12 protein-coding genes are annotated in these 15,724 nt (G+C 61.7%); 7 read left to right on the forward strand and 5 right to left on the reverse strand.

Annotated features, from left to right (window positions below; all coding sequences use genetic code 11):
* Positions 1 to 87: 87 nt before the first annotated feature.
* The gene (gene malQ / locus CCANI_RS10115) at positions 88 to 2,226 is read left to right on the forward strand and encodes a 4-alpha-glucanotransferase (RefSeq protein WP_146323608.1); all 2,139 of its coding nucleotides are present in this window, start codon (positions 88 to 90) and stop codon (positions 2,224 to 2,226) included.
* Between the two features lie 180 nt (positions 2,227 to 2,406).
* On the opposite strand, the gene CCANI_RS10120 is transcribed toward malQ, so the two are convergent.
* A complete protein-coding gene (locus CCANI_RS10120; RefSeq protein ID WP_146323607.1) occupies positions 2,407 to 2,640 on the reverse strand; it encodes a hypothetical protein in 234 nt (77 codons plus the stop codon).
* Between the two features lie 70 nt (positions 2,641 to 2,710).
* Complete coding sequence (locus tag CCANI_RS10125; protein ID WP_146323606.1) at positions 2,711 to 4,756, reverse strand: M3 family metallopeptidase; 2,046 nt, start codon at positions 4,754 to 4,756, stop codon at positions 2,711 to 2,713.
* Between the two features lie 36 nt (positions 4,757 to 4,792).
* Between CCANI_RS10125 and CCANI_RS10130 the strand changes: the two genes are divergently transcribed.
* The 3 genes from CCANI_RS10130 (at position 4,793) to CCANI_RS10140 (ending at position 9,060) form a co-directional block, all read left to right on the forward strand.
* Positions 4,793 to 6,142 (forward strand): carboxylesterase family protein, encoded by a 1,350-nt coding sequence (locus CCANI_RS10130; RefSeq protein ID WP_146323605.1) that lies wholly within the window; start codon positions 4,793 to 4,795, stop codon positions 6,140 to 6,142.
* 180 nt (positions 6,143 to 6,322) lie between these two features.
* A complete protein-coding gene (gene treS, locus CCANI_RS10135) occupies positions 6,323 to 7,873 on the forward strand; it encodes a maltose alpha-D-glucosyltransferase (RefSeq protein ID WP_146323604.1) in 1,551 nt (516 codons plus the stop codon).
* 11 nt (positions 7,874 to 7,884) lie between these two features.
* The gene (locus CCANI_RS10140) at positions 7,885 to 9,060 is read left to right on the forward strand and encodes a phosphotransferase (protein WP_146323603.1); all 1,176 of its coding nucleotides are present in this window, start codon (positions 7,885 to 7,887) and stop codon (positions 9,058 to 9,060) included.
* Here the strand turns inward: CCANI_RS10140 and idi are convergent.
* Positions 9,043 to 9,594, reverse strand: a complete 552-nt coding sequence (gene idi / locus CCANI_RS10145; protein WP_146323602.1) for an isopentenyl-diphosphate Delta-isomerase — start codon at positions 9,592 to 9,594, stop codon at positions 9,043 to 9,045. The genes CCANI_RS10140 and idi overlap by 18 nt on opposite strands.
* Before the next feature lie 61 nt (positions 9,595 to 9,655).
* On the opposite strand from idi, the gene CCANI_RS10150 reads away from it, so the two are divergent.
* Genes CCANI_RS10150 through crtI form a run of 3 tightly spaced genes read left to right on the forward strand, consistent with a single transcriptional unit; the run spans position 9,656 to position 13,126 of the window.
* Complete coding sequence (locus CCANI_RS10150; protein WP_186750099.1) at positions 9,656 to 10,684, forward strand: polyprenyl synthetase family protein; 1,029 nt, start codon at positions 9,656 to 9,658, stop codon at positions 10,682 to 10,684.
* Complete coding sequence (locus CCANI_RS10155) at positions 10,677 to 11,552, forward strand: phytoene/squalene synthase family protein (RefSeq protein ID WP_246118163.1); 876 nt, start codon at positions 10,677 to 10,679, stop codon at positions 11,550 to 11,552. The genes CCANI_RS10150 and CCANI_RS10155 overlap by 8 nt, the downstream gene beginning before the upstream one ends.
* 14 nt (positions 11,553 to 11,566) lie before the next feature.
* Entirely contained in the window at positions 11,567 to 13,126 is a 1,560-nt protein-coding gene (gene crtI, locus CCANI_RS10160; protein ID WP_146323599.1) for a phytoene desaturase family protein, read from the forward strand.
* Here the strand turns inward: crtI and CCANI_RS10165 are convergent.
* Together CCANI_RS10165 and CCANI_RS10170 are read right to left on the reverse strand one after the other, a co-directional pair.
* Positions 13,123 to 14,898 carry a hypothetical protein gene (locus tag CCANI_RS10165; RefSeq protein ID WP_146323598.1) on the reverse strand — a complete coding sequence of 592 codons (1,776 nt, stop codon included), beginning with the start codon at positions 14,896 to 14,898 and terminating at the stop codon, positions 13,123 to 13,125. The two genes, crtI and CCANI_RS10165, sit on opposite strands and share 4 nt — an antisense overlap.
* A gap of 153 nt (positions 14,899 to 15,051) precedes the next feature.
* Positions 15,052 to 15,603, reverse strand: a complete 552-nt coding sequence (locus CCANI_RS10170) for a hypothetical protein (protein ID WP_146323597.1) — start codon at positions 15,601 to 15,603, stop codon at positions 15,052 to 15,054.
* Positions 15,604 to 15,724 lie beyond the last annotated feature (121 nt).

Consider the following 15,724-nt stretch of genomic DNA (forward strand, 5'->3'; position numbering starts at 1 on the left):
AAAAAATGTCAGTGTCCTGATATCAAAGTACGCGTTTGCGCTTTACGATGCCTAGAACAAACCAATAAAGTGGCAAGATAATTGTTTGTGACTTATATAGAAGAACTCAAAACCCTAGCGGCCGCTCACAGCGTGGCCACTTCTTACTACTCCTCCACAGGGGAGCATATAGAAGTGAGCGAGGACACACTCCTGAAGACGCTCAATGCGCTCGGCGTCAACGTCGGCTTCGGCGAAAACGCCCCCACGGAGGAAGCCCTCCGCGCCGCCATCAACGAATTCGAAGACGCAAAATTCACCCGCAGCCTGCCGCCCTGCGTAGTCGCCGTGCAAGGAGACGAACACGTTTTCCCAGTTCACGTGCATGACGGGGCGGAAGCCAAGGTCAGCATCGCATTAGAAACCGGCGAAGTGGTGCCCGCGCACCAGGTGGAAAACTGGTCCCCGTCACGCGAAATCAACGGCATCCAATGGGGCGAGGCCAGCTTTGCCACGCCGAAGAACCTGCCGCTCGGCTGGCACACCCTGCACCTAGTGACGGAAGGGCTCACCGCCTCCTGCCAGTTGGTGGTCACCCCCGCCAGGTTGTCTACCGCGGACTCCCTCGTCACCTCCCCCGTCACAGGGGTGATGGCGCAACTATATTCGGTACGCAGCCGGGATTCCTGGGGCATGGGCGACTTCCGCGACCTCGGTGCCATCGCGGAAGCAACCGCAACCACCGCGGGCGCGCAATTCCTGCTGATTAACCCGCTGCACGCCGGGGAACCCTTCGCACCCATCGAGGACTCCCCGTACCTGCCCACCTCGCGGCGCTTTATCAACCCCCTGTATATCCACGTCGAAGACATCGACGAGGTCGCCGGACTAGCGCCGCAGGACCGCGCAACGCTGGAAAGCTACGCCAAGCAATTCCGCGCGCTCAACGACACGCCGGACATTATCGAACGCAATCCGATTTTCCAGGCGAAGCTGGAAATCCTGCACAAACTGTTCCACGTGAGCCGCTCCCCCGAGCGCGAACAAGCGTTCCGCGAATACTGCGAAACCGAAGGCGCCGGGCTGGAAGCCTTTGCCACCTGGTGTGCCGAAAAAACAATCGCAGCCGGGGCCATGGCACACAATAGCCACAGCGCCGATATGGCCGAGGCGACCGACTTCTACCGCTGGTTGCAGTGGATTTGCGATCAGCAGCTCGGCGCCGCGCAGGCACGGGCGAAAGCGGCAGGCATGCGCATAGGCATCATGGCCGACCTCGCCGTGGGCGTTCACCCCGGGGGTGCCGACGCCGCGACCCTCGCCCCCTACCTCGCCCCCGCCGCGTCCGTCGGCGCACCCCCAGACGGGTATAACCAATTCGGGCAGGACTGGTCGCAGCCGCCGTGGCACCCGGTCAAATTGGCGGAAGCCGGCTACGCCCCCTGGCGGGACATGCTGCGCACCGTGCTGCGGCATTCGGGCGGCATCCGTGTGGATCACATCCTGGGGCTGTTCCGCCTGTGGTGGATCCCCCGCATGCAAAGCCCCACGACCGGCACCTACGTGTACTACGACTACAACGCGCTCGTAGGCATCCTGGTGCTGGAGGCCGAACGCGCCGGTGCCGTGGTGATCGGCGAAGACCTAGGCACCTTTGAGGCGTGGGTACAGGACGTGCTCGGGGCCCGCGGCATCATGGGAACCTCCGTGCTGTGGTTCGAGGGTTCCCCGAGCGGCGGGCCGCGCCACCAGGGGGAATACCGCCCGCTCGCATTGACCTCGGTGACCACGCACGACCTGCCGCCCACCGCGGGCATGCTGTATGGCGAACACATCGCATTGCGCCACCGCCTCGGCCTGTTTACCCGCGACGTTGCCGACGAAGACGCCGACGACCTGCGCTGGCAAAACGAGATTCTGCAACGCATCGCCGATACCGGCAGCTTCCAAAACGGGCCGCTGGAAAACAAACACTTCTACGACTCCAACCGCACCGAGCGTGGCGACGCCCTGGACCTCATCGCCGGCATGCACCGCTTTATCGCCGGCACACCCTCCGCCCTCGCTTGTTTATCGCTGGTGGACCTGGTTGGCGATGTACGCGCCCAAAACCAGCCGGGTACCTGCCGCGACCAGTACCCCAATTGGTGCGTTCCCCTATGCGACAGCAAGGGCCAACCGCTGCTTATCGAGGACTTTGCCACGCACCCCGCGTTCCGCAAGATCGCCGAAGCAGGCAGGCGCTAAACACGCCACATACCGTGCCCCACCATTGATGTTCGGTGGGGCGCGCGCTTGGGTTGGCTGCCTACAGCAGGCTCACCAGCCACGAAATGGTAACCAGCAACAATAACGCGGCAAGCGCAAGCTTGACACGCGATTTCGGGTACTTATTGCTGTTCTTTCCATCTGAAGACATCGCAGCAGTTAATCGTCTTTCCCTAAGGCAACCGTCGGATGCGGAAGCGTCTGACCACTATGAAACAACGGATACATCCGAGCACCAAGCATATCGATCGCGCGAAGTAACACAAATGCGGACAACGCGCACAACAACACCACCGTCGCCAGCACCACAGGTGCCTGAATCCACAACGGAATACCAGTGAGCTCGTGGCCAATCCAATCCAACGCATCAACCACAGGTTGGGAAATGTTCATCGTGGGCTTAAGTGTAGCGCAACCTACATAAAGCGGATCCCGCTAGGAGCGGCGGGTAGCGCCGCCTCGGCTAGCTTGCTACCCCGTCCAATCCGCGGCGTTTCAACAGCGGGGTAACGTCTTTGGCACGACCCCGCAATTCTTCGAACGCTTGATTGTAATCGCGGGAGGCGCCGCGGGAGAGGATAAGGTCGCGGAACCGCTGGCCTGCGGCACGCGCGGCGTCGACACTCGCGCCAGGTCCGGTGGCACCCTGTTCGGTAAACCAACCGAAGCCATCGGCGTCGAGGGCTTCCGCCCATAAATACGAGTAGTAGCCCGCGGCGTAACCGCCTCCGAACACGTGGTTGAAATACGTGGATTGGTAGCGAGGCTTCAAATGATCCACCACGAGGCCAGCCTCCTGCAATGCGGATTGTTCGAAATCGGCGATACTGGTGATCGCGTCGGCCTGTTCGGGGGTGAGCGAATGCCATGCGAGATCGATAATGGCGGCGGCCAGGTATTCGGAGGTGCCAAAGCCCTGCCCAAACAGCTTTGCGGCTTCGATGGCGGCGAGGAGTTGATCGGGGATCACTTCTCCCGTCTCAACGTGTCGCGCATAGTTGCGAACTACAGCGGCATCAAGAGCCCAGTTCTCATTGATTTGAGACGGGAACTCCACATAGTCGCGGGGAACACTTGTACCAGCAAACGTTGGGTAGCGGACATCGGAAAGCAGGCCGTGCAGGGCGTGCCCGAACTCGTGGAACAGTGTGGTCACCTCGTCCAGAGTCAGCAACGCTTGACTACCGTCGGCGGGCTTGGTCACGCCCATCACATTGATAATCACGGGCTTCGTGCCCAGCAGGTGCGATTGCTCCACAAAGCTGGACATCCATGCGCCACCACGTTTGGACGGGCGGCCATAATAGTCGGTGATAAACAGGCCGATGCCCTCGCCGTTCGCGTCGAGCACCTCCCACACATCAATGTCTGGGCCATAGGCCTGGAGATCCTCCCGCGGGATCACCGTGATGCCATACAAACGATTCGCAGCGTAGAACACACCATCGCGTAGCACCTGATTTAAGGGAAAGTACTGGCGCAAGGTTTCCTCATCGAGGGCGTAGTCGCGGGCGCGCAGCTGGGATTCCCAATACGGCCAGTCGGCACCGGTAACCGGACCGTCGGCGATATCGGATATCAGTTTGTATTCACCGGCAGCGTTGACCGCAGCTGCCGGCGCCAAATCAAACAACAGTTTGCGGGCGGCTTCGGCAGTTCCGGCGGTCTCCTCTTCGATCACATAATCGGCATGCGTGCGGTACCCGAGCAGCTGCGCACGCCGCGCCCGAAGCCGCACCATTTCCAGCAAAACCTCATCGTTCGTGCCGACGCCGCGACGTTGCGACGCCGCGTAAAGCTTGGCGCGGGCTTGCGCGCTGACCAGATCGGTTTGGGCCGCCTGCACCGTGGGCAATTCGAGGGGAATAACAAAACCTGTTCGACCCAATGCGCGGGCGTCGGCTGCCGCAGACTCCACTCGCGCTGGGCTAAACCCCTCGAGTTCGGCCTCTTCGAATCCCACCGCGAGCTCCTTGGTGGAAGCGAGCAGGTTCCGCCCGAATTGCTCAGCTAAGACGGACAAACGTTCGTTGAGGGAGCTGAGTTCGGCCTTGTCGGAGGCGGAAAGGTCGGCGCCGCGACGTCGAAAAGCGCGCAATAAATACTCGTGCAGGCGCTGGCCCTCCGCATCGCCCTCCGGCGCGCTGACCTGCCGAATTCGCTGGTAAAGCGGGGCGTTTTGGTAGATCGCGTCAGTGTGGGCGGAAAGCTTTGGGGTGATCTCAGCGGCGATATCGTTCAGCTCATCCGAGGAGTCGGTGCCATCAAGATTAAAGAAAACCGAAGACACGCGCGACAACGTGCGACCCGCGCGCTCCAATGCCTCAACGGTGTTCTCCCATGTCGGGGGCTCGCTGGAATCGACAATCGCCGCGATCTCTGCCGCGTGCTCGGCCATGGCGAATTCGAACGCGGGACGAAAGTGGGATTCGTTAATATCTGCGAATGGCGGGAGTTGGTAGGGCAAGTTCGAGGTGGTCAGCAAGGGATTGTCAGCGAGTTTCGGCATAGTGAACCATCGTACCCACTGCTAGATTCGGGAAGTATGGTGCCTTCCACTTCGCCGCAAACCGTAACCGTCCAATACCCTGGCGGGCAGGTGACTGGGCGCGATTACGGGGATTTTCACACCTTCTATTCCGTTCCCTATAGCAGCTTGACCAGCGATTTTGCCGACCCTCAGGTATTGAATGACGCCGGCGATATCGCCGCGCTCGAGCCCGAGGCGCGCGATGTGGCGCTGACAATCACTCGACCTGCGGGCATTGCCGCTGGTGAAGACGCCCCAGTGGTGGTGTTTATCCACGGCGGGCGCTACGAATCCGGGCATCACGATTCGCCGGGTCACCGTGGCGATAGCTTCGCACAAAGCGGATGCGTGTACGTTTCGCTGGGTTACCGGCTGCGCTTCGAGGGTTTCGCGCATATAGGCGATCAGCTGCCCGGCCAATATCGCGGGGTATCCGATTGTTTGATCGGATTGGAATGGATCCAGCGAAACATTGAAAGCTTCGGCGGCGACCCCACGAACGTCACGCTGATCGGGCAATCGGCAGGGGCTGCCATCGCGTTGTGGCTTGCCCGGCGCGACCACTACCGCGGCGCATTTCGCCGCGTCATCGCGCTCTCCCCCGGTTTTCCACGCCAAGGTTTAGCGCAACGCATGCTGGGCTTGCGCATGGCTGCGGCTCGGCGACACCCCGCAACGGCGCTGCCTCGGCTCTCGGCCGCACAGCGGGCCCGCACCTACCAACGTTTTCGCACACTTTATCTAGACGATATGGCGGTGGGCCCGTTCCCCTTCGACCCCTCCGAATTGGCCGAAGTGCCGATCATAGTGAGCAGCACGCGGGAGGAAATGTACCTGGAACCGACGGGCAGCCTTCTCGATCGCAGCGGCCTGGGCAAAGTGGCCATTCGATCACACGGCCGCCGCCTTGGGTGCACGGATACCGAACGCTATATCGCGGCGCTGAGCGACCAGGATCCCCGGCGCATGTTCGGTCGGCTGCTGGGCGATTCCACGATTCGGCGGTGGGTTTCCGCAACGGCCGAACATGCGCGCGGACCGGTGTGGATGTTGGAGTTCACCGGCACGGCCGAATTGCCCGCGAATCACTGCGTGGATTTGCCACTGATGTTCCATAATCTGACCGTGAACGAGGAACGCGTCACCGAACTATTAGGACCGAACGCCGTTGCGGAGAAAGCGGAACTCGCGGATCACGTGCATAACCTGGTGGTATCGATCGCGCGCGGCGCTCGGCCACCCTGGGAGCAATATACGGCAGCTACGCGCACGTGTTACCAAGTGTGTTTGAACGGCGAATTGGGTTTAAGCAAAGATCCGCTAGCGCTCGTGCGGGAGACCTTTCCAACAATTCCACCAACGTAATCATCATCACACTGCCGCGTAGAGGCGCGTCTGTTCAACGGTCGCGGCGGCTGCGTAATCCGTGCGTATTGCCACGTTCGCAGCAACATTGGTAGCCAAAGCTGAATTCCGGTGTCAGCGAAGTTTCTGCACGTCACACACCGTTTTCAGCAGAGCATTAGAAGCCGCTACTCTAGATGTATGTCGCCCAATCCCTTTTGGTACCGCCAAGCTGTGATGTACGAAGTGTTAGTGCGCGCCTTTCAAGATTCCGATGGCACTGGGGGTGGTGATCTGCGCGGCCTGACGGATCGCCTAGATTACCTAGAGTGGCTCGGCGTCGATTGCCTCTGGCTGCCACCGTTTTTTGACTCACCATTGCGCGACGGCGGCTACGATATCCGAAATTTTCACCGCGTATTGCCGGAATTCGGCACGGTGGCGGAACTCCAGGAATTGATCAAGCAGGCGCACGCCCGAGGCATTCGTGTTATCGCGGATTTTGTGGTCAACCACACCTCCAATGAGCACCCATGGTTTGAGGCTTCCCGCACCGACCCCGAAGGTCCGTTCGGTGATTTTTACGTCTGGTCGGACACCCCAACCAAGTACGATGGCGCCCGCATTATTTTCGTGGATACCGAGACATCCAACTGGACATTCGATGAAGTCCGCGGCCAGTATTTCTGGCACCGCTTTTTCCACCACCAGCCGGACCTCAACTACGAAAACCCCAAGGTTCAAGAGGCCATGCTGGATACCTTTCGATTCTGGCTAGACCTCGGCCTGGATGGCTTCCGCCTCGACGCCGTCCCCTATCTATTCGAACAGGAAGGCACGAACTGCGAGAATCTGCCGCTGACGCACGAGTTCTTGCAACGCTGCCGCGCGGTGATCGACCTCGAATACAGCGACAAGGTACTGCTTGCCGAAGCCAACCAGTGGCCGCGCGACGTCGTGGAATACTTTGGCACCGAAGAAGCTCCGGAATGCCATATGGCCTTCCATTTCCCCCTGATGCCACGCATTTTTATGGGTTTGGCGCAGGGCGATTCTCGGCCGATCCGCAATATTATTGCGTCCACGCCGCAGCTTCCGGATAACGGCGCACAGTGGGGCATTTTCCTGCGTAACCACGATGAGTTGACCCTCGAAATGGTCACCGATAAGGAACGTGCGTTCATGTACGAGCACTACGCTCCGCACCCGCGCATGAAGGCGAACGTGGGTATTCGACGCCGCCTCGCACCCCTGGTTGATAACGATCCTCGGCGGTTGAAGCTGCTCACCGCGCTGCTCCTGACGCTGCCGGGAACCCCAGTGCTCTATTACGGCGACGAGATCGGCATGGGCGATATCATCGAGCTGCCGGACCGCGATGGGGTACGCACCCCCATGCAATGGTCTGCGGAACCTGGCGCCGGTTTCAGCACCGCCACCGAAACGTACCTGCCGATTATTTCCGACGCGACGTACGGATATTCGAATGTAAACGTGGCTGCGCAGCGACAAGATCCGGACTCCTTGCTGAATTTCACGCGCGATATGATCGCCCTTCGCCGCACCCACGCAACGCTTTCGGACGGCGAATTCACGCTCTTGCCTGCGGATGATCCCGCCGTCCTTTCGTTCTTGCGCACCCACGGAAACATCGCCACAAGCTGCTACTTTAACCTTTCGGACCAAGAGGTAACCTGCCTCGTCGCCGACCAGCCAACCACCCTGGCCCCCTACGAATTCCGCATTTCTTAGGACACCTTTCCATGCTTGAACAACTCGCGGAGACGCTCCACCAAAGCCGCTTCTACGGATCGAAAACACAACCGATTACCCGGGTGGAGATCGTGCAGCAAACGCCGCTTGCCAACGCCACGCATTGCATTGTCCGCGCGCACCGCGCCGATGGCAGCGACCTCTATCAGCTGGTCATCGATGCCACCGGGGCCGATATTTTGACCGACCCGGAAACCGCAACGGACTACGGCGTGAGCCTCACCGCGGCGTCGATACCCGGGACGCTGCACGCCCGCCGCTCCCCCGTTTTCGCCCCAGGTTTGCCGGGCCGCAGCCTCGGCGCGGAACAATCCAATACCTCGCTGGTGTTTGGAACAGAAGTTCTAGTTAAGGTGTTTCGCAAGCTGCAGCCCGGCATCAATCCCGATGTGGAATTGCTCGACGCACTCGCCGAAAACCAGTGCTATTTCGTCCCCGAGCTGCGCGGTTGGGTGACGCAGCACATCGCGGGGCAAGAATACGTTACCGCCCTGATCCAAGACTTCGCGGCCGGAGCGCAATCCGGCTGGGACACCGCCCTGAGTTTCGCCAATGCGGGACGTTCCTTCGCAGACGAGGCGCGGCTTTTAGGTACCGCGACCGGCGCCGTGCACCGCAGCCTAGCGGCCCACTTTGGCACCGAACAAGTGCCCGGTAACCAGATTGCGGCAAAGCTGCACACACGGCTGAAATCGCTGGTCGCCGAGATTCCGCAGCTTGCCGAGTACGCGCCGCAGGCCGCCCATGCCTACGATTCGCTCGCGGAGCACACGGCAACCACCCAACGGGTGCACGGCGATTACCACCTCGGCCAAGTATTGCGCGCGGCGGACCGCTACCTGCTTATCGATTTCGAAGGCGAACCCGCCCGGCCGCTCGCTGAACGTCGGCAACCGGATTGCCCGCTGCGGGACCTTGCGGGCATGATCCGTTCGTTCGATTACGCCGCGCATACCGCCACCGGCACCCCGGCATCGTGGGCCACGGAGGCGCGCGACGCCCTGCTCGCGGGCTATGAGTTCACCCCCACCGCCGCCACCACGGCGCTCTTGAACGCATATTTGATAGACAAGTTGCTTTACGAGGTAGCGTACGAGCTAAATAACCGACCCGATTGGGCGCACATCCCCATCAACGGCCTGCGCGCGCTAGCTCAAGAGTTCTAGTAGGCGCGGATCGGTGAGTTGTTCCACCATCCACGGGCTCAGCGCTTCGGGCCGGGTCCGCGCCCGCTCCACCGCCTCAGATACGGGCACCCATTCGAATTCCTCGACTTCTTCTGGGCGCGGATTCAGCAAGGCCGGATCGCGCAACCGGGCCACGAACACCGGACAGATTTCCCACTCCACAACCCTACTGGCGTCGACGGCGCGGTAGGAATAATCGGGGAGCGCGGGCTGGACGTCGAAAAGCGCGCCGTTGGGTAGGCCGAGTTCTTGGCTGGCGCGGCGCATCAAGGCAGCGTCGGTGGCTTCGCCGGGGCCGGGGTGACCGCAGAAACTATTCGTCCAAATGCCCGGCCATGTGGCTTTGCCGAGGGCGCGACGGGTAAGCAGGAGGCGACCTTCCAAATCCAGAACATAACAGGAAAACGCCAGGTGAAGCGGTGTTTCTGCGGTATGCACAGTGGCTTTGGGGGCGGTGCCGGTGGGGGTGCCGTGAATGTCGCAAAGGACGACGAGCTCTGTGGTGTCGGTCATACCCTCCACTCTACTGGGGTGCGGCGTTGGTGTTCGCCGCGATCATGAGACAATACATATCATGCCCGAGCTTCCCGCCCCGTTTATCGCTCGAACTGCTGCGTCCACGGCGTTCCTGCGGGACACGCTGCTACGCATGGTCGCGCGCGTCGCCGAATACAACCGAGACGCCGCACAAGCATACGAACACAGCATGCGGATTGCGATGGGCGGCAAGCATCTGCGCGCCACACTCGTCCACGTCGGCGCCGACAGGCTTATCGACGCCCCGCCCGCGCCCGCCGATACCGCCGTCGCCGCCGCGTTCGATTTGCTGCATGCCTCGTTTCTGATTCTCGATGACGTGATCGATGCCGACGAAACCCGGCGCGGCGAACCCACCATCCACGCCATGGCCCGCGATCACTCCGGAGACGCGCACTACGGCGAGTCCGTGGCCATCCTTGCCGGCACCGCCGCATTGAATAAGGCGACTCGGATCGTGGCCAATTGCGGGGCACCGGCCGAGATCACCCTGCAGGTATTGAACCTGTTTACGCAGGCCACGGCGGATTCCATGGTGGGTGAGTTTATGGATATCCACCATTCACTGCCGCAGGTGGAACCCACGGACGCGCTTATCCACCTGGCTTCGCGGCTTAAAACCTCCGCCTACTCGTTCGAAGCGCCGTTGGCGTGCGGGGCGCTGCTCGGGGAGCACCCCGAACGAATCCCGCAACTGGTACGCATCGGCCGACACTTGGGTTCCGCCTACCAACTGGCCGATGACCTGCAATCCGTGTTTGGAACCCCGGATCGCACCGGCAAAGATCCCGCCGGGGATCTGATCCATCACCGCGCCACGCCGCTGATTGCCACCGCGCGGGCTACGCCAACCTGGTCGAAGATCGAACAGGCAATCAATGAGGAAGATTGGCGGGAGGCACAAGCACTCTTGCGCGCGTGCGGGGCGGTCGAACAATCCACCGAACAGGCGCAACAGCATTTGGATACCGCCGCTGCATTGACCCGGGAAACGCAGCTTTCACAACCGGCGCGGGCGGTATTGGCCGCGGTTGGTGCGGCGATTCGGGAGAGCACCCTTGTCTAAAAAGCACTCACCACCAGCCCTTTTTACGCAAATGTCCCGGCGCGCGGCCGCCGGGGTGATGGCGCATTACTCCACCAGCTTTTCCCTGGCCACGCGCCTGCTTTCCCCACAAATTCGTGCAGATATTCGAAATCTTTATGCGGTGGTGCGGGTGGCCGACGAAATCGTCGATGGCGCGGCCGCCGGATTGCCCGCGCCGGAGATTGCGCGCGAATTGGCGGAGTTCCGCAGCGCGGTGTTTCGGGGTTGCGAGCTTGGGTTTTCCAGCAATCCAATTATTCACGCATTCGCACAGACCGTCGCCCGCTGCCAGCTATCCAAGCAACAGCTCGAAGACTTTTTCGACGCCATGGAGCGCGATCTTGACGAGTCCACCCACACCCCCGAGTCCCGGGCATCCTATGTGTACGGCTCCGCCGAGGTCATCGGCCTACTCTGCCTAGCAATCTTTACTTCCGAACACCCGATCGCAAACAATGATCGGCCGGTGGCGGAACGCGGGGCGCGGGCGTTAGGGGCGGCGTTTCAGAACATAAATTTCCTCCGAGACCTCACCGCTGACCGAGAGCGGTTGGGGCGCAACTACCTCACCGGCGACGGCCCCTTTGATGATGCCGCCAAGGCCGCCATTATCGCCGAGATTCGTGCGGATCTTGCCACTGCGTGGCGGGCAATCCCATTGCTGCCAATGTGTGCACGCACGGGGGTGCTCACCGCATATTACGTGTTTGATGAGCTCACGCGGCGTCTGGAAGCGGCCCCCGCACGTGTTGTTGCCAACACGAGGGTACGGGTGCCGGGTACGGTAAAAGCAACGCTCACCGCCCGCGCGATCGCACACGCGCCGCGCCTGCGCCCCGCTCGGTGAAAGGACCTCGACTTATGAATACGCCCACGCCCCGCAGCATCGTCATTGGTGGCGGCGTTGCCGGGCTCGCTACCGCCGCCCTCCTCGCGCACCGCGGCCACGCCGTTACGCTCATCGAACAAACCAATGAACTCGGGGGCCGGGCGGGGAACCACCGAGCCCATGGGTTCACCTGGGACACGGGCCCCAGCTGGTACCTTATGCCGGAGGCTTTCGACCACTTCTTCGAGCAACTGGGCACCAGCACCGCCGCCGAGCTGGACTTGGTGCGGCTCGATCCCGCGTATCGAATCTTCCCAGAGAACCACGCTCCGGTGGACGTGACTACCGGCGCGGCCGCCGAACTATTCGAATCTTTGGAGCCCGGCGCGGGCGCTAAACTCACCGACTACCTGCAGGTTGCGGAGCTTACCTACCGCACGGCGATAGACCAATTCCTGTACACCACCTTTGCGGCGGTGCATCCGTATCTTCGGCTCCAGCTGCTGCGCCGCGTTGGGCTGCTCACACGCCTGCTCACCACGAGTTTGAAGGATTGGGTGGAGCGGCGGTTCACGCATCCCGTGCTGCGCCAGATTCTGCAATATCCTGCGGTGTTTTTGTCTTCCGATCCGGCGCGCACACCTGCCATGTATCACCTGCTGAGCCACACCGACCTGACCGAAGGTGTGTACTACCCGCAGGGCGGGTTTCATGCGGTGATTGATACGCTCATCCGCCTAGCGCAACAGGCGGGAGCCGAACTACGCACCGGCTGCACCGCGGAGGAAATCCTGTGCGATCCCGGGTTCGCCACAGGACGGCGGCACGCGGTGCGAGGCGTGCGCATTCGCCGCGCAGACGGGGTCGTGGAAACCCTCCACGCGGATACTGTGGTGTCTTGCGCGGACCTGTACCACACGGAAAACGCGCTGCTCGCCCCCGGTTTCCGCAGCTACGGCCCGAGCACCTGGAAGCGCCGGGACCCAGGCATCAGCGTCGTAGTCGCGCTCCTCGGGGTGGAGGGCGAATTACCGGAGCTGCTGCACCACCAGCTGTTCCTTTCGGAGGATTGGGATTCCGATTTCCACGAGATTTTCCACCAGGGTGGGGTGTCGCGTTCCATCTACGTGAGCAAAACCTCCGCCACCGACCCGAGCGTCGCCCCCGAGGGATGCGAAAACCTATTCGTGCTTATTCCGGCTGCTGCCGATCCCGAACTGGGGCACGGTTCGCTCTACGCCGCCGACGGTATTGCTGCTCAGCGCATCACCGGAATCGTCGATGATGCCATCGCGATGATCGCCGAACGCGCCGGAATCCCCGACCTTGCGAGCCGGGTGATCAGCTGCAGCAGCATCGGCCCCGCCGACTACGCCAATCGTTTTAACGCCTGGCGGGGCAATGCGATCGGGCCGGCGCATACACTGCGGCAATCCGCGTTCCTGCGCGGCAGCAACGCCTCCCGCAAGGTCGCCGGCTTGTACTATGCGGGCGCCACCACCGTACCGGGCGTGGGGGTGCCGATGTGTCTGATCAGTGCCGAAAACGTGATCAAACGCATCACTGGCGACACCTCCACCGGCCCCGCCTAGCGCGGCTCCCGCACCCACGCCCCGATCGGGCCGTCCAGCACGGGCTTGAGTTCGCCGATCAGATCGTTGATGTTTTTATCACGCTCGAAACTACTGCTCTTGCCACGAGCTTTACGCTGCTGGGGTTGGCCGTGCTGACCCGCCCCCGCCATGGGCATACCGCCCATAAAACCACCGCGCACCCCTTTAGCACCCGTCTGCTGCGGGGCGTTCGCGGATCCCGCAACCGGCATCCCGGAGCCACCGCCGAATCCGGGTAGGCCTCCCCCACCGGCGCCGCCGCCGCTATTTGGCGGATTCCCCGACATCCCGATCGGCGCACCTTGCGCACGTTTGTTCCATGCGCCCATAAACGGGGCACCCATGGCGCCCGACATCGGCAGCGGCGGGCTAGCACCACCGCTCGGGGTTGTCGTCCCAGTCACGGGCGCGCTCGGTGCGGCATGCTTCCCGTAGGGCGCGGGTGCAGCCACACCGGTGCTTGCGGACTTCCCCGAGGCCTGCTGCCCAGTCACCGGAACGGCCGCCATCGATTCGAATGGGGTTGCGGAATGTGCGCCGGGTGTATAACCGCTGGGCAGCGACGGCAATGGCGACATATTCGGGGCCGCAGGCGCCAAGACATCCGCCCCCATGCCTGCTTGTTGCGTGCCCACGCCGCCGATGAGCTTATGAATCCCATCCACCACCTGCCCGATCACCCCCAGCGTGGATCCGATGGTCACGGGTTGCCCGCCCGCCGACAGCGGCGGCCCAGCGCTACCAATCCGCAGCACATCCTGGATATTTACCGGCGCCCCGGAGCCCGCAACATTGCGAAAACCAACGTCGATTGCCGACGCCCCGCCTCCCGCGCCACCACCCCCACCGCCACCGGCTGCGGAATCCATGGCGCTGTGCCAATTGGCCGCAGTGGTTTGGGCGCTATCCATCAGCCCTGCAATTGGTGGCACGCCAGCCTCGAGCGCGGCGGGAAACTCGGCACCCATAAACGAAGTTAAGAACTCTTGTTCGGCAGCTTTCCGCAGCGCTGGATCTTGGATCGCCTGGCAACTCGCCTGCGCACCAGCCACCTGAGCCGCGCCCCACGAAGCCACCGCATCCACCTGATTCAGCGTCGCCGCCATGGTCGCAGCGTTGCTCGAGAAATCCCGCCCGGCCTGCACCACGGTGCCGATAATCTCCGCAGCCTTTTGAAAAACCTCCCCGCTGTTTAAGGTCATGAGTTCGTCCGCAATCCCGGCGAGCCGGGTCACCGCATCGGCGATTTCCCCAGACATGGTGTGCCACGCCTGACTCGCCCGCTGAATCGCCCCGAAATCCGTCCCGGCAAAGGCGGCGGCCAATTGAGCGAGGCTGGCCGCCGAGCCCACCGCCGGAACGGCGAATGAGAACGGCTGAAAACTCAACGCTGGGCGCGGTGGAAACGCTATCGTTTCCGTGGCAATGGAACCTCCCTCATCGGCGATGTCCATTGCGCGAGCGTTGCAGCTTTCCTGTTGCGTCAGGGCATCGATCGAGGCGGAAAGCGCCGCGGACAGCCAGCCCACGTGCTGCTTATAGCAGCCCAGCACATCGGCGGCCGACCCAGCACCGCCCGCTAAAACCTGGGCATGGGAATGCCCCAATTGGTCCAAGCCGGGCACCTGGGAATAGGAGGCCCCGATCTCACTGTTCAGGGCGTGCTGCAGCGTCCCCTTAACAAGGTCTTCGATTATTCGGATTTGATTGGCCAAACCCAGGGCTGAAGCCGGGGAAAAATCGAGAGTCATCGCAGTGCCACCTCTTTGCAGGCAAATACCGGGTAGTTTCGCAGGCTGGTGCGCGCGAAAAACCCGCCTTCAACCAACCCACTTGCTGGTTAGACGGGTCAAAGGCGTTGCCCGGTTCCAACTACCTCCGGCAACTCCCCAATCCGGGGTTAGCTAACCGAAGAGGCTGCCCTTAAACACCACATTGCCGGTTTGCAACTCGGCGGAATACAAGTTCCCCAAATTGGTGTTGAAAGCATAGACAATGGTAGTTTTGGCACCCGCGCCAAGCGGCAGGTCAAGGCCGACCTCCACGCCGGAGGAATCCTTGTTCATCGGTTCGGCCTCGATGGTATTGCCCGCATAGTCTTGGAACGTCAGTTTCGCGGTGCTTACAGCGTCCGGAGGGAGCGGAACCTCATTGAGATTCTTGATATACAGCGTGACCTGCACGCCACCGTACGGCGCCATCGTCGCGCCCACCAAGGTCCAGTCCACATTGAGACCGGGGTCGTGATGGCTGCCGTAAAGGTCTTCCACAATCACTGGATCCACCGCCGTGGCGCTAAAGGTGGGTTTAGCCACCTGGCTTGCGGAAACGGTGGGGTCCGGCTGCAACGGAGTCTCGCTGAGATCTAACACGCTGCAACCTGTAACCAATGCCCCGGAGACAACCACCAAAGCCGCACTACAAAGCCAAGTTTTGCGTGCATCTATGCTGCCCATGTGCACGTCTCCCTTCCTGGGGCCAACGCCATCATTCGAATATTCTAATACGCACAACTTATCTCGTGGCTATCACGAGTTTTTAGTGCACACATACAAGTGTTCAAAGGTAGAAATTTTC

The sequence above is a fragment of the Corynebacterium canis genome (genome assembly GCF_030408595.1).
Lineage (GTDB): Bacteria > Actinomycetota > Actinomycetes > Mycobacteriales > Mycobacteriaceae > Corynebacterium > Corynebacterium canis.